Origin of the sequence: Rheinheimera sp. A13L (assembly GCF_000217935.1) — a bacterium.
In the GTDB taxonomy this organism is placed as follows: domain Bacteria; phylum Pseudomonadota; class Gammaproteobacteria; order Enterobacterales; family Alteromonadaceae; genus Pararheinheimera.
Genome location: NZ_AFHI01000011.1, coordinates 94,444 through 109,660 on the forward strand (window position 1 = coordinate 94,444; position 15,217 = coordinate 109,660).

A 15,217-nucleotide genomic window follows, 5' to 3' on the forward strand; every position below is an offset into this window, starting at 1 on the left:
AAAAAATCAAAAAGTTTACACTAAAGCAAAAACAGTGAACCCAAACCGAGGAAAGCAAAAAAACCTATCACATCTGTCACTGTGGTTAAAATAACCGAACCAGACAGGGCAGGGTCTATTTTCATTTTCTCCAGCCAGACCGGGATCACCACACCACTGAAGGCCGCAACACAAATATTGATCACTATGGCAAAGCTGATGACGCCTGCAATAATCCAGTCACCAAACCAAAGGTAAGTGATACCTGCAATGACTAAAGCCCAGAGCACACCGTTAATAGCCCCTATGCTGAGTTCTTTGCGCATTAAGGTCCAATAGGTTTGTGGGGTAATTTGACCCAAAGCTAAACCCCGGATAATCAGGGTTAAAGTTTGGCTGCCGGCTATACCGCCCATAGAGGCCACTATAGGCATCAATACCGCTAAGGCCACCACTTGCTGCAAGGTGGCTTCAAACAAGCCTATGGTCCAGGCCGCTAAAAAGGCGGTGAGTAAGTTAATACCTAACCATAAAGCGCGGCGTTTGGCGCTGTTGACGATTGGGGCGAATAAATCTTCCTCTTCGTCTAAACCCGCTGTGTGCATAAACTGGCCTTCAAGGCTGCGCCGCACGTTTTCCAGCGCTTCACCTATAGATAAACGGCCTAAAAGTTTGCCTTCGCCATCGACAACGGCTAAAGCGCTGTAACCGGAGCGGGCTACTAAATCTGAGCCTGTATCCAGCTCCATATCACCTTGCACTACAGGGGCTTCTGCGTCGATAAATTCAACCACAGGCATATGATTGGGCTGGCCTAATAAACGAATGCCTTGCAACAGCCCAACATAACGGCCTGTGCGGTCGACGACAAACAAGGCTTCCTGATATTCGGCATCTTCGGTCAGCTTTTTAAATAGCCGCACAGCGTCCCGTACTTTGGCATTTTTACTGACAATTAATACATCGTGATCGGCATAACGGCCACATTGTTCATCGTCATAAGTTAAGGCCTGATCGAGCCAGCGCTTTTCGCTTTGATCCATACGCGAGCAGGCGTATTGATAAATAGCGTCCGGTAATTCGTCCAGTAACTCGATTAAGTCGTCTACATCAATTTCTTCAACCAGATCATGCAGCTGTGGCGTTTCGAGTTGTTTGAAGATATTGCTACGGGCGTCGACCCTCATATAGGTCAAAGAGGCAATTTGCTGCTCTTTTTCCAGCGTTAGCCAGGTGCTGACCCGCTGCTCCAACGGCATAGCTTCAAGCGCAATAGCTATCTCTTCCGGCTCTAACTGGTCCAGTTTTTCTGCCAGCTGCTCAGTTTCATTTTCATCAAAACTGTCACGGACTATTTCTTCAATATCCAGTGGGGTATTTTCAACCATTAAACCGCTCCTGCTGTCTGCTTTGTTGCTACAGCTTTACCACCAACGGCGGATCTTAAATAAGGCTAACAGGCCCAAAGCTAATCCAAGCATCAGGCCCCAGGTAATATAGTAGCCGAACGGATTATCCAGCTCCGGCATATACTTAAAGTTCATGCCGTACACACCAACAATAAAGGTCAGTGGAATAAACACAGCGCTGAGCATGGTCAGCACTTTCATTTTTTCATTAATTTGATGCGATGAGGTCGACATATAACCGTCCACCAAATCGCTTAACTGGTCATAATACATCTGCGTCATACTGTGCAGGCGTTCAAACTTTTCGTAAAAATCGCGCAATTCTATAGGCTCAAAATGACGTTTAAATGGATGACTGGCGTCTTCTTCGTACAATAGGTCGGAAAACATTTCTTTTTGGTAGGCCAGATTACGGTCAACTTTGCGAAACACTGAACGGTATTTCATAATTTGCGCCATTTTCTGGTCGTTACCGTTGCTTTGCATGCTGTCTTCCAGCTCACCCAGCTCGTCTTCAAATTGTAGTAACTTTTCCAGATAAGTACCTGATACAGCGTGAATATACTTTTTGACCCAATCTTTAAATGGGGTGGTAGCTGCAAAGGAAGAAAAGGGCAGATCAATTTTGTTGTCGGCAAGCGGGCTTTGGTATTTCACCAAAATCACCTGATCGTTAAACAACACAGAAATCTGGCTATGGCCCGGATAGTCGCTGAAATCAGAGGCAGAAAAACCACGCAAAATCAGCAGGCTGAAACTGTCGCTGAACTCCATCTTGGGAGGATGGCGTTCACGCAGGAAATCTTCGGCAATCACAGGGTGAATACGAAAGAACTCCAGCACTTGTTGCTGCTCTGTTTGGTTGGCCGCGGTTAAATTAATCCAGATTTTAGTATCGGTGAACAAGGGGTAACGCAGCGTTTGAAAATCGCTGATCTGCCATTGTTGTTGCTCTGGACAATACTGGTGAAGTTCTATCATTGCTGCGGCCTTTTATGTGCTTTTGGCAGCATAAGCAAAAAGGCTGTATGAATGCAAATGCTGTTGTGGATCTTGGACTTAGATTAAAGAGATTGGTGGAAAACTGAGCAGGTTTGCTCTGCTTCTCTTATGATGATTTGCTAAAGGTAGAGGCGTTGTATTTACCAAAAGACAATCAGTAGCAGCGCCAATACCAAAATTATGCTTCCTACAAACGCAACCCAGTTGTTTCCGAGTACAACCTCGTCGATTTCTGGTTCAAAACGCGGGTAGCGTCCTGTAGTAACAAGCCTGAAAAATACAAAGCCGACTCTGTAACTTACCTTAAAAAATAAAATATCTACTACCAGCCAGAGTAGGCCTCTTGCTATCAAAGAGAAGAGCTCTTCCATTAATTCAGCTCACGACAAGGTGCCATGCGTAAGTCGCCATCCGCCGACATTAAAATACTGCCTTTGTTGGTGTTAAGCAGTAGCTCACCGCCTTCGACCAGCCAAGAGCTTTTCACCGTACTTGGAAGTTCCAGCCAGATATCCGCCCTATAAGCTGTTTTGTTGTTTGTTGTTGAGTTATCTGCAAGCCGGATCAGTCGATAAACCCGACCATAGTCGCCACCTAAATGCGCTAAGCCAGCTGTAGCGATCAACTGATCATCCAAGCGATAAATATCCTCAATATTGTCACTGACGACGAGCTGCTTAGCGCCGGAATCTGCGATATACATTAATTCTCCACCCCATTCACCCTTTTGCCGGCCAGTTAGCCAACCGTCCGCTACACGCAGGGCAAGGTTAGGTAAGTGCTCTACACGCTTTGGATTTTGTGGCCACTTACCGAGCTGCTGCAGCACTAATGACGCATCTTCACTTACTTCTGTATCGCTGCTGAACTGTGAATTCGTTACCCAGTAAGCAAGTGCGGTTAGCTGCTTTTCATCTTCATCCTGATAAAGTTTTTGTTTTCTGGCTTCAGTAATTTTTTGTAGCGGTGCCAGCTCACACCTCACAGTCTGTAAATCGTCTTCGTCAAATCTATAGCCGCTGCGAGCATTTTTCTGCACTGCCGAATTGGAAGGCGTCGCTAGTATTGCAAGCGATTTCTGAGCTGCAGTACGTACAGGAGGATACCAATAGCTGCTGGCAACAAGCTGTAAGGCCGCTTTTACTTCTGCAGCGGGCCAATGCCTGAGTCTTAGCGCAATCAAATAACTGAGTTTTGCATCAGTGGGTTGACGCATAAGCTTTATCAATACCGGAATAGCATACTCAGGGTTGATGGAGAGCAGTGTCTCGGCGGCAACTGCTCGTAGATAGTTGTCTTCGGATGCTAACAAACCTTCGACCACTGGTGCTGCAGATTTTGCCTCTAAGCCAAATGCACTGAGTTCTTCAAGTTGCAGCCTTGCATAATATGAATTTTGCTTAGTTTGTTTTAGCTTCTTAACCAGTGTTTTCCATGCCCCTTTTACCTGAAGTCTAACCATGGCTAAGTCGCAACTGCGCGCTAAATCAAGGTCGTTATGGCACAAACTTACAATACGACTTTGTTGTGATCGCACGTAATCGACTTTGTTCACTAAGAGAGCGACGGTGGAAACAGACTCCTCTCGCACCCGTAGCGGCAGGGCAGGGTTATCTGCTAAATCCAGCAGACCATCAATCATCAATTGTTGCTGCTCAGGCGCAAATGTTTCGGTGACATAGGAAATCAAATAAAAGCTATGATCATAACAGTGGGTCTGGCAAGCTGCTGCCTCTAAAAGCAGTGGGACAGCCTGCCTCTGTATAGTTTTAAGTGCGATAGCTTCTTGGTTTGATGGGCTTGAGGTTGCTGATAAATAAGCCTCTACAAGCATAGGCGCTACCGTTGGATGCTCGATTTTGGCAATAGCGTGGACTAGTGTGCCATCACCTCTGGCATAGGCTTGCTGCAGTTGAGGTAAGTAAGTCGAATCAAGGGCGGGTCTGTTGGCAAGCCCTTCTGCAGCCAGACTGGCAAGCCCTTCATTGCTATCTGCCAACAACTGAAATAATTTGGGTAACGCAGATTCACCGAAACTGGCAAGTTGATCAACCATGGCCCGATCTGAGGTGTTTGCATATTGACCTATGCCACGCTCCTGGTCGGCATGCAGTAAAATCTGTTGGTAGCAAGAGTCAACGGTATCGCAATTGGCCTCCGAGGCGTACAGAGGTTTTTGCAGCCAAAGGTTCGCTAAGACTAATAAGGCTATTTGCCAGCACAGTTTTACTAAGTTTTCGCCTAAGCGCATTTTCAATTCCTTCTGTGATGAATTCTACAGGGCGCTTGTCGTAGAAAGACCTTTGGGTTAGCAATCTGGCGTATTGTGTAGCTGAACTAGCAGGTTGGAACTAATTTTCATCGTCATGCTTATCTTGCTTAGGCATAGTGCGAACAGCAAAAGTATCAGAACAAAATCCAGGACTAAATACTTCAAAAGGCCAGTATAAAACGTCGTAGTTCCTGCCAGATATTTGGTGCCTCCGGCAGAAATGACATAACCCTGTGCGATTTTATCCAGAACCAGATCAGCAACAAAAGCCAGAGTAATAAAAACCAATCTTATAGGCCAGACATAAGCTTTAGCAACTGGAATACTGATCATTAGATGGAGCTTTTTATGTGTGTGATTAAGAACCTTTAGGCTTTGGCTGCGGACGTCAACTCGTTGGTTAACGTGGTTTTACCCGAACCATTAGGTCCGGCAATCAGCCTTAGTCGCGGCATAAATCCTGTTCAAGCGTAGGGAAATCATTGGTGTTAGCCATAGGACGAATAATTTCAGTACGACCATCCGGATGGCGGCGCTTGATCATCCCGTGCTGAGCAAAGGTAAAGCTCACTCCATTTTCTAACGCTCTTTCACGCGCAGCCTTGGATGCCTGTCTGCCAACTGTTGCAAGACTGGCAAAATCAATCAGGGGATCTTTACGTTTTGCTTGTGAGACTTTTTTAACAGCCATACTCATAGCGTTCTCCAGTTCCTGCGTTACTGGCATTGTAGCCAGTAGCTTATAGTCTAATAACAAGCCAAATGCTTGCTGGATTTCAGGGGCCATATTTGTTTTGTTATCCATTCACTAAACGGGCGCCCACAAGGGACGCCCCTACAGTTCCTGCCAGAACCCAACACCATAACCCAGCTTAAATCGTGTTGTAGTGTGACCAACTCGCCTTGTCGAATCTCTGTATCTCTGTGTTTCGCATGCCATTAAGGTTGAAGCTGTGGCAAACCCAGGCATTTAGTTCGCCATAAAAAACATAAAACAAAAAAGTATCAACAGACAGGGGTTAGACAATGCATAAACGTAACGCACTTTCGCTTGCGATAGCGATGGCATGCGCTTTTTCCGCCGTGGCGCAGCAAGCTGATGCCACCAACACCAGTACCGAAGCCAGCACGGCACAGGCTGCTGCCAATGAAACCGCGCTGGAAATAATTTCAGTCACAGCCACCAAACGCAAAACTAAACTGATGGAAACACCAGTGGCTATTTCAGCCCTGAGTGAAACCCAGCTGCAGCAGCATGGCGTAAACAATGTGGTGGATATCGCCAATTTAGTGCCTGGCCTCGACATTTCAGTATCCTCTGAACAGGCCGCTCCTGTCATTACCATGCGTGGTATTCGTTCTACCAACATTACCGAATTAGGTGACCCTGCAGTTGGCGTGCACTTAGATGGTATTTATTCACCGCGCATGCAGGGCGCTTTGGCTTTAATGTACGACGTAGAGCGAGTGGAAGCTTTACGTGGCCCACAAGGCACCTTGTTTGGCCGTAACTCTACTGTTGGTAGCATTAATGTACTGACAGCGAAACCAGAATTAGACAGCACCTATGGCAGCGTCAATACCGAGTTAGGCCGCTTTAATGCAGTCAGCACAGGTGGCGTATTTAACCTGCCGATTTCAGATGATTTTGCTGTGCGGTTTTCCGGAAAAACGCTAAAACGTGATTCCTATGTCGAAGGTTATTGGGATCCAAACCAATACGACACCCGTTATCTGCCAGAAGGCGTGTTAAACGCCGAAGTCATTTCCGAAAACTCCTATCAGGGCATTGGCCAGACGCTGACTCAGCGCGAAAACTGGTGGATAGATGCAGCAGGCACAGATCCGGAAGCACAAAAAGTGCGTGCTTTAACACCAGCCGATAAAGGTGACTTTTACAACAATGCCAACGAGCATTCCTTCCGCGTCAGCACCCTTTGGGAGCCTTCGGCTGGCCGTTTTTCAAACCATACAGTGTTTCAGTATTATAAAAACGACAGCGCAGGCTCTGTCGAAATGGTGAACTGTGAAAAACTGCGTGGCAGACCGGCAGAATTTGGTGGCGACTGTTCTACATTTTTACCAAGCGACAATACCTATCAGGCGGTAGTCAACGTACCTGGTAAACTGGAGCTGGATATTACCTACCTGCGTAACACATTGAATTATGAACTGACGGATGAGCTGAACCTGGTCTGGTTAGCAGGTTTTGAAGATATGAAAAGGCAGTCGGCGCAGGATACAGAAGTAGGTCTGGATGTCTGGGACGGCGCTATGTTTTTCCTTGATGGCACTGGTGCCCGTTCTTACTCTACTGAGCTGCAGCTGCAATCTGATGAGCTGGGCGATTTAGTCTGGATCGCAGGTGTAAACCTGTTCCATGAAAAAACCACTACTGTAGGGTATTACGACAACCCGATGGACGATAAAGCCTTTTGGGATCAACCCGACCGTTCTACCGACGCTTTTGCTGCTTTTGGTCAGGCTACATATAACCTGAGTGAAGATTTGCACCTGACCCTGGGTTATCGCTTCAGTGACGAAACCAAAGAAGACAAAGGCGGACGTACTCTGCGTTGCTCCAATGCCGATGGTTGTGCACCAGGCTGGTTTAACCGCACCATTTTGTCTGAATTACCGACCAACGCTTTTGAAAACCCGGCTATTTATCAGTCGTCTTTTGCCAATGACAGCAAAGGCAGTTGGCGTAACAGCGACTTCCGTCTTGGTCTTGACTACGACTTCAGCGAAAACACTATGCTGTACGGTTATGTGGCTTCAGGCTTCAAAGCAGGTGGTATAGGTGATGTGTTTGAAGTCGTCAATGACAGAACAGGCGAAGTGCAGCGTTTTGAAACCCAGTTTGACCCTGAACAAGTACTGACTTATGAGCTGGGCACAAAAACCAGCTTGTTAGACAACTCACTGAATTTACAGGCCGTATTCTTTTACACCGATTATCAGGATATGCAATATGCCTCAGTCGGCTCTATCGGTAATGTGGAGCGTCTGGCGGCCATAGAAAACCCGGATGGCAACCCTGTGCTGGATGGTAATGGTCAGCCTGTGCTGGATTACCGCAATATGCCGGTGATTGCCTATTACACCCAAAACGTACCGGGTTCGACCATTAAAGGCATTGAGCTGGAATTTGACTGGAAACCTTATCCAAGTGGCCGTATCACGGGTTATGTCACCTGGACGGATGCCCGCATTACGGATGATTGGATCACCAAGTGGGACTACGACCCTGAGTACTTGTTTGACTTGTCCTATGAAGAATCCATCGATCCGGAAAACACCTTACTGACGACCAATCTGAAAGGGAATCAGCTGGCCATGGTGCCTGAATACAGTGCCAATTTAAGTTACACCCACAGTTTTGATTTAGCCGATTACGGTTACATTCACGGCTGGTTTAATGTGAATTGGAAGGATAAATCCTACAACACCATCTGGAACCTGGATAAACATCTGGATGATATGGATTTTGCCGTTCCTGATGAAGCTTTGGCTTATGTCGACGATAGCCGTGATTCATTTACTTCAGTGAATGCGTCACTGAAATACGAGCCTAAGGATCAAGTCTGGTTTGCTGAGCTTTTTATCAGCAACGCCACCAATGAAGTTGTGCAGCAATGGAGTAACACCGGCAAAGGCTTCCCGAAAGGCAGCTTTGGTATGCCACGTTATTACGGTGTTCGTGCTGGCTTTAATTTCTGATCCTAACTGACATAAGTAACACACCCACTGTTTGTATTTTTAGTGGGTGTTGTTCACAGCATCACAGGTGACCTTGATGAAACATTCACTAAATACGGTTGCAGTTCTGGCAGCTACCATGCTGCTTGCTCTGACGTCGGAAGTTCAGGCCAGTTACTTTAAAGATGATTTAAGCTGGGGCTTTAACCCTGCTCTTTGGCAAGCCAGATCTGGTCATAACGGCTCGCCTTTTGGTTGTACTTTTACCCCCGCAATGATTACACCAGCATCACATGGCATCACCCTGGCTTTAAACGCAGGCCAGTGTGCAGAATTACAAAGTAAGAATTTTTATGGCTTTGGCCGGGTGCAGGGCGCGCTGAAAACCGGCAATACCAAAGGCACTGTGTCGTCCATTTTCACCTACACCTCCTGGTGGGATGTGCCCGGGCGGGCCTGGCAGGAAATTGATATCGAATTTCTGCCCACTCTTGGCAACGTGGTGCATACCAATGTGATTTATCAGGCGGTGAATGGCCCTTATCAAAGTTGGGAGCAGGATATTGATTTAACTCAGTACGGTCTGAATATTCAACAAAACCTGCTGACCATAGGTTTTGACTGGAACACCAGCCAGATCCGCTGGTTTGTTTATGACGCTCAGGGGCAAGAGCAAACAATAAGAACTTTGTACAAGGACAATGGCGACGGTCACTTAGCCGCCAATGAAATTCCGGCCCATGCCTGGCCTGTGGATTTAACCCGGATCATGCTGAATCACTGGCATGGCGATAACTCTGAGCAGGGCTATTACTTTCCTGGCCAGTACAATCAGCAAAGCGCCTGGGCTTATTATGATTTTATCGAATATATACCTCATTAATGCTTCTTAGATAAAAAGGATAAAACAAATGATCAGCATGAAACGCAGTATTTCTCTGCTGAGCCTGTTGACTCTATCGTTATCGCCTTATGCTGCGGCGCAGCCAGTTGATAACAGCGCTGTAGAGTGGCCTTATGTCAATACAGGTTTAAAACGCGACCCGGAACTGGAAAAAGTGCTGGACCAGATTTTAGAACGTATGACGCTGGCGCAAAAAGTAGCTCAGATGATCCAGCCGGAAATTGGTTATTTGTCTGTGGCACAAATGCGTAAGTACGGCTTTGGTTCTTACCTCAATGGCGGCAACACAGCGCCTTATGGCCAAAAACGGGCGTCGGCAGAGGTCTGGTTAAAATATGCAGATGAAATGTATGAAGCCTCTGTGGATGCCAAAGAAGATGGCAGCCGTATTCCGACCATTTGGGGCACAGACGCTATGCATGGCCACAGCAATGTGTATGGCGCTACCTTGTTTCCACACAATATAGGTTTAGGTGCAGCCAATGATCCAGAGCTTATCCACCGTATTGGTGTGGCGACTGCCAAAGAAGTAGCGGTTACAGGTATTGAATGGAGCTTTGCACCTACAGTCGCAGTAGTTCGGGACGACCGCTGGGGCCGCACTTATGAGAGTTACTCAGAAGATCCTGCCATAGTCAAAGCTTATGCCGGTCAGATGGTGTCAGGCTTGCAGGGCACTTTAGGCAAAGATTTTCTGCAGGGTTTTGGCCGTATTGCCACGGCCAAACACTTTGTCGGTGATGGTGGCACTGAAAAAGGCATAGACCGTGGTGATACCCTGGTTGATGAACAAGGCCTGCGTGATATTCACGCCGCAGGCTATATGACGGCCATTCAGGCCGGTGTACAGTCGGTTATGGTGTCTTTTAACAGCTGGAATGGTGTGCGCTTGCATGGCCATAAATATCTGCTGACCGATGTACTGAAAAACCAAATGGGTTTTGATGGTTTTGTGGTCACTGACTGGAACGGCCATAAGTTTGTCGAAGGTTGTGATTTAGAACAATGTGCCGGTGCTATTAATGCCGGAGTGGACGTGTTGATGGTGCCAGAGCACTTTGAAGCCTTTTACCACAACACCATTCGCCAGGTGGAGCAGGGTATTATCCCTATGACGCGGATAGACGACGCAGTGCGACGCTTTTTACGGGCGAAAATTCGCTGGGGCCTGCTGGAGCGTGGCAAACCGTCCAGCCGGGTTGAATCTGCCCAAATGGCGGTATTTAACAGTCAGGAGCATAAAGACTTAGCCAGGGAAGCGGTGCGAAAATCTTTAGTGCTGTTAAAAAACAACCAAAAAGTACTGCCGTTATCAGCGAAAAGCCGGGTGCTGGTAGCTGGCGATGGCGCTGATAACATAGCGAAACAAGCTGGTGGCTGGAGCGTATCCTGGCAGGGCACTGACAACACCAACGCTGATTTCCCTAATGCCACTTCTGTTTATCAGGGCATACGTCAACAAGTTGAAGCTGCGGGCGGTAAAGTGGAACTGGCTGTGGATGGCAACTACAGTCAAAAACCTGATGCAGCAGTAGTGGTGATAGGCGAAAACCCTTATGCCGAATGGTTTGGCGATATTCAGCAGTTGGAATACCAGCACGGCGATAAGAGCGATTTAGCCTTAATTAAAAAGCTAAAGCAGCAGGGTATTCCAGTGGTCACTGTGTTTTTAACAGGCCGGCCGCTGTGGACCAATAAAGAGCTGAACGCATCCGATGCTTTTGTAGTGGCCTGGTTGCCAGGTTCTGAAGGCCAGGGTGTGGCTGATGTGTTGCTGGCTGATAGTCAGGGCAAAGCGCGTTATGATTTTCAGGGCAAACTAAGTTTTTCCTGGCCAGGTTCTGATGATCAGTTTGTGCTGAACAAAGGCGATGCCAACTATGACCCTCTGTTTGCTTATGGTTATGGTTTAACCTACGCCAACCACACAGAGCTGGGATTATTGTCTGAGCAGGTATCAGCAACAGCAGCAAGCAGTTCGGATCAAGACATCCAGCCGCTGTTTTTACGCAACTTATCTGCAGATATGGCCTGGGTGTTATCGGACACTAGCGCAGCGGGCTCTCAAAATAGCGCTGCGCAAAACTCTTCGGCTTTGATCACCACGCCTTATGGTGTCAGCGCAGACGGCAAAAGTTTGGCCATGCAGTCGGTGAATTTGTCTTATCAGGAAGATGGACGCCAATTGCGCTGGAATGCTGCGTCAAAGGCATCAGCCAGCCTGCGTTATATCAAGCCAGTTGCTGCATCCAAATACAAAACAGCCAGGGCATTGCGTTTTAGTTTACGCTTTGACCAGCACCTACCATCGGAGCTTAGCCTGGCTGTGCTTTGTGATCAGCAAGGCCAATGTAAGCGCCAGTTGTCGCTGACTAAACCACTTGCTCACTTAAAACCGGGCCTGTGGCATACTGTGGAACTGGCTTTGGATTGTGCTGACGCCTCCGCTGTAAAACGGATCTCAGATGCGCTGGTGTTTAGCTCAAGCGGACAGCATAGTTTGGCGGTAGCAGATATAGTGCTTGCAGCACAAAAAAGTACAGAAGCTGCTCAAGGCACTGTACTTATAAGCTGCGCTAATTAGCTGCCTGATAACAGATAAAAACGAACAGTGGTGCTGGTGTCAGCGCCGCTGTTCGTTTTTTTACATTGGAATGAAATGGTGTTGCAATCTTTAAGTCGTAATCAGCTGTTCTGGCTTTGTCAAAGTGGTGGCTGGGCTGTGTATGCAGTACTGACAGAGCTGATGATTAAAATTCCCAGTCAGGAGCCCTGGCAGGTCGCTCTGCCTCATCTGCTGCTGGATACCAGCTTTGGTTTTGTGTTAACTCTGTTGCTGCGGGCCTGGTATGGCCGCGTCAGTGCGCAGGAAACCCGCTTAAAAATTCTCTGGCATTTGCTGGTGATCCTGGTCAGTTGTCTGGTCTGGACTCAGTGGAAGTGGCTGACCTTGCAGTGGCTCTATGGTCAGATGTGGCAGTCTATGACCTGGTTCGACTTCGGCACCTGGAACTCTGCTTCTTTAACTATTTTACTCACCTGGACCGCCTTGTATTACGCCTCCAAAGCCACCTTCGAAACCATGGAGCAGCGGCAAAAGGTAGCAGAAGCTATTCATCTGGCGAAAGAGGCGCAGTTAAAAATGCTGCGCTATCAGCTGAACCCGCATTTTATGTTTAACAGCATTAACGCCATTTGCACCTTAATTTTAAAGCAGGAGAATCAGCATGCGGTGTCCATGCTGGAAAAACTCTGCGATTTGCTGCGTTACAGTCTGTACACAGATCCTTTAGCCAAAGTGACAGTGGCCGAAGAAATACTGATCTTACAAACTTACTTTGATGTGGAGCAGTGCCGGTTCAGAAATAAGCTGAATGTGTCTATAGTGGCTGACGATGACGTCAAAGGCCTGCTGATGCCCTCTTTGTTACTGCAACCTCTGGCTGAAAACGCGCTGAAACATGGCATGCGTATGTCGCAACAAAGTTATGCTATTTCAGTCAACTTCAGTCAGCAAAACGGCCAGTTGCTGATCCGTATGCTGGACAATGGCAAAGGTTTTACAGAACAACCTGAGGCTGGCTCTGCGGGCCTATCTACTGGTATAGGCCTGCACAATTGTGAAGAGCGCTTAGCGCTGATTTATCCTGGTCAAAGCTCTTTTAGTTTTGGCAACAGAGAGGACGAGGGCGCCTGGATCCAAATTAGCATCCCCCAGGAACAAACAGGCCTGCCCAGGTGGTGAGTTAGATGACGATACTAAATACTTTGATCGTAGACGATGAGCCTGCCGCCATAGAAGGCCTGCGGCTCAGGCTGGATGCTTTTCCTCAAATCCGGGTGACAGGCGAAGCCAACAGCGTGGCGGAAGCTATCACTTTGATCAACACTCAGACGCCTGATCTGATTTTTCTGGATATTGAAATGCCAGAGCAAAGCGGTTTTGATCTGATCCGGCAACTTCAGCCCGAACTATGCCCGGCCATCGTTTTTGTCACTGCTTTTCATCAACACGCGGTCAAAGCCTTTGAAGTGCGAGCCCTCGACTACTTATTAAAACCAGTGAAAATGGAGCGTTTAGCAGAAGCTATAGCCCGTGTTTGTGAAGTTACAAGCAACAGAGCCGACAAAGCACAAATGCTGGCCGCTGTTGCAGAAATAACCAAAGATCAGCTGGGTGGCATTGCTAGTGGCAGCGCTGCGCCCGGTAAAAATGAGACTGTAGTTGAGAACAGGGAAGCAGCCGAGCCGCAATACTGTATAGAAAGGCAGAAACTGGTGATCCAGGACGGACGCAACCCCATTCAGTTGATCCCTTATCAGGACATTATCTGGATAGACGCCGCCGGAGACTATATGTGTGTGCACACCCAGGCCGAGACTTATGTCATGCGTGCCCGTTTAAAAAGCCTGATCGACGAGCGCTTACCTGATGTCTTTGTCCGCATTCATAAATCAACAGTAGTGAACCTGACCTATATCGAAAAACTACAACCGCTCTGCAACTCGGAATACAACGCTGTCTTACAGAATGAAAAAGTGCTGAAAGTCAGCCGCACTTATGCCAGAGCTTTAAAGCAGAGGTTGCTGGGGTAGGGGATTGCCGCAGTATTTTGCTGATTCCACTGTTGTCTGTAATAAGCGAGGAACGGACTAAGAAATAGACAATTTCTGCAAAAAGCGAATGTCCGCAACACCTTATTTGCGGATGTTCTTTTTCCAGAACTCAACTCAGTTCACCATTACACCTCTAATCTGGTGGTAAAACTCAGTGTGCAACTAGAGTTGTAGCGTCATAACTTTTCAGTTAAAGATGTCAATTGCGCAATCGCCGTTTCAAAATCTAACGTCTCCAACGCATGTGACATCATATTCAACTCCTCTTGAACCGATCCTTTGCCTTTAAGGATATTCTTTAGCTCTTGGGCCAGATCTATCGCCTTTAGATTGCCAGCTTTCAAATAGCGTTTGAGTTGAGTTAACTTGAGTTTGATCTCTTCGGTTGAAAATTCTAACGGAGTTGCAGCGCTCTCTTCTGGTGACGTTGCTAATAAGCGATGAATGTCTGACATTTCACTCATTGCCACCTGCCTTAAATTCGAAACCAATCCAACAGACAGTGTTTCGCAACTTGCGTCTGTTCTTCCATGCGCCAGCTTAAACTCGGTCTCCAATTTGCACACCATTTGATAAAGTGAAGATAAACCAGCAGTCCCTGAGGTGCCTTTGATGGTATGCAATAAGGCAAGCAGAGCATCCCAGTCTTTTTCGTTCACAATATCTTGCAAGCTAAGCAATTGCTGCTCAAAGTTTGTTTCAAAACTGGTAATCAAGCGCCTAAAAAACGTGACGTTGCCACCAAAACGTTTGAGAATGCTTGTCAGTGTTTTATGGTCTGTTCCAGTGTTATCCTTGACCTTAGCTATAACATTTTGCTGCTCCGGTACTGATGCACTGGCAGGTTTTGCAAAATGCAAAATACATTCGATGATTTTTTCTAAATCTAAAGGCTTACTCAAATGGGCATTCATGCCTGCGTGAAGGCATGCTTCCTGTTCTGAAAGGTAAACATTCGCTGTCATCGCAATAATGGGCAGTTGTGCGAAGCCTGGTTTAGCACGAATCCGTTTGGTTGCTTCAAGCCCATCGATACCTGGCATTTGTACGTCCATTAGCACTAAATCGTAGTGAGTAACGCCTGACAACACTGCGTCAATACCTTCTTGGCCCCCTATTGCTACATCCACCGTCGCGCCTTCATTTTTCAATAATTCCGTAGCGACCAAGCGGTTAAATTCGTTGTCTTCGACTAATAATAAATGGATCCCCTGAAGACGGAGTTGACTTTGTGTCGGGAGTATTCGAGTCGACAACGCCATTTCATCACCGGCAATGGCTCGTTTTAGCAGGCTATAAAGCTGCTTTGCAGTCACTGGTTTTGTTAAATAA

At 47.2% G+C, this 15,217-nt stretch carries 11 protein-coding genes; 5 read left to right on the forward strand and 6 right to left on the reverse strand.

Translation table 11 applies throughout. The features are described from left to right. Nucleotides 1-20: 20 nt before the first annotated feature. The 5 genes from mgtE to RHEIN_RS07390 form a co-directional block, all read right to left on the reverse strand. Nucleotides 21-1,367 (reverse strand): magnesium transporter, encoded by a 1,347-nt coding sequence (gene mgtE / locus RHEIN_RS07365; RefSeq protein ID WP_008898350.1) that lies wholly within the window; start codon nt 1,365-1,367, stop codon nt 21-23. Between the two features lie 36 nt (nt 1,368-1,403). Then, nucleotides 1,404-2,369 carry a magnesium transporter CorA family protein gene (locus tag RHEIN_RS07370; protein ID WP_008898351.1) on the reverse strand — a complete coding sequence of 322 codons (966 nt, stop codon included), beginning with the start codon at nt 2,367-2,369 and terminating at the stop codon, nt 1,404-1,406. Between the two features lie 391 nt (nt 2,370-2,760). Beyond that, complete coding sequence (locus RHEIN_RS07380; RefSeq protein ID WP_008898353.1) at nt 2,761-4,641, reverse strand: HEAT repeat domain-containing protein; 1,881 nt, start codon at nt 4,639-4,641, stop codon at nt 2,761-2,763. A 57-nt stretch (nt 4,642-4,698) separates the two neighbouring features. Then, nucleotides 4,699-4,995, reverse strand: coding sequence for a hypothetical protein (locus RHEIN_RS07385; RefSeq protein WP_040554715.1), 297 nt, complete (start codon nt 4,993-4,995; stop codon nt 4,699-4,701). 109 nt (nt 4,996-5,104) lie between these two features. Then, nucleotides 5,105-5,467: a hypothetical protein gene (locus RHEIN_RS07390; protein ID WP_139056428.1), complete on the reverse strand. Its 363-nt coding sequence runs from the start codon at nt 5,465-5,467 to the stop codon at nt 5,105-5,107. Nucleotides 5,468-5,688: 221 nt separating this feature from the next. On the opposite strand from RHEIN_RS07390, the gene RHEIN_RS07395 reads away from it, so the two are divergent. From RHEIN_RS07395 to RHEIN_RS07415, 5 genes are all read left to right on the forward strand, one after another. Next, the gene (locus tag RHEIN_RS07395; RefSeq protein WP_008898355.1) at nt 5,689-8,385 is read left to right on the forward strand and encodes a TonB-dependent receptor; all 2,697 of its coding nucleotides are present in this window, start codon (nt 5,689-5,691) and stop codon (nt 8,383-8,385) included. 76 nt (nt 8,386-8,461) lie between these two features. After that, nucleotides 8,462-9,247 (forward strand): family 16 glycosylhydrolase, encoded by a 786-nt coding sequence (locus tag RHEIN_RS07400; protein ID WP_008898356.1) that lies wholly within the window; start codon nt 8,462-8,464, stop codon nt 9,245-9,247. 28 nt (nt 9,248-9,275) lie between these two features. Next, the gene (locus RHEIN_RS07405; RefSeq protein ID WP_008898357.1) at nt 9,276-11,852 is read left to right on the forward strand and encodes a glycoside hydrolase family 3 protein; all 2,577 of its coding nucleotides are present in this window, start codon (nt 9,276-9,278) and stop codon (nt 11,850-11,852) included. A 75-nt stretch (nt 11,853-11,927) separates the two neighbouring features. Beyond that, nucleotides 11,928-13,013, forward strand: coding sequence for a sensor histidine kinase (locus RHEIN_RS07410; protein ID WP_008898358.1), 1,086 nt, complete (start codon nt 11,928-11,930; stop codon nt 13,011-13,013). 5 nt (nt 13,014-13,018) lie between these two features. After that, nucleotides 13,019-13,864, forward strand: coding sequence for a LytR/AlgR family response regulator transcription factor (locus RHEIN_RS07415; protein WP_008898359.1), 846 nt, complete (start codon nt 13,019-13,021; stop codon nt 13,862-13,864). 197 nt (nt 13,865-14,061) lie between these two features. Here RHEIN_RS07415 and RHEIN_RS07420 read toward each other — a convergent pair. After that, the coding region (locus tag RHEIN_RS07420) for a response regulator (protein ID WP_008898360.1) at nt 14,062-15,217 on the reverse strand (1,156 nt) is incomplete at its 5' end.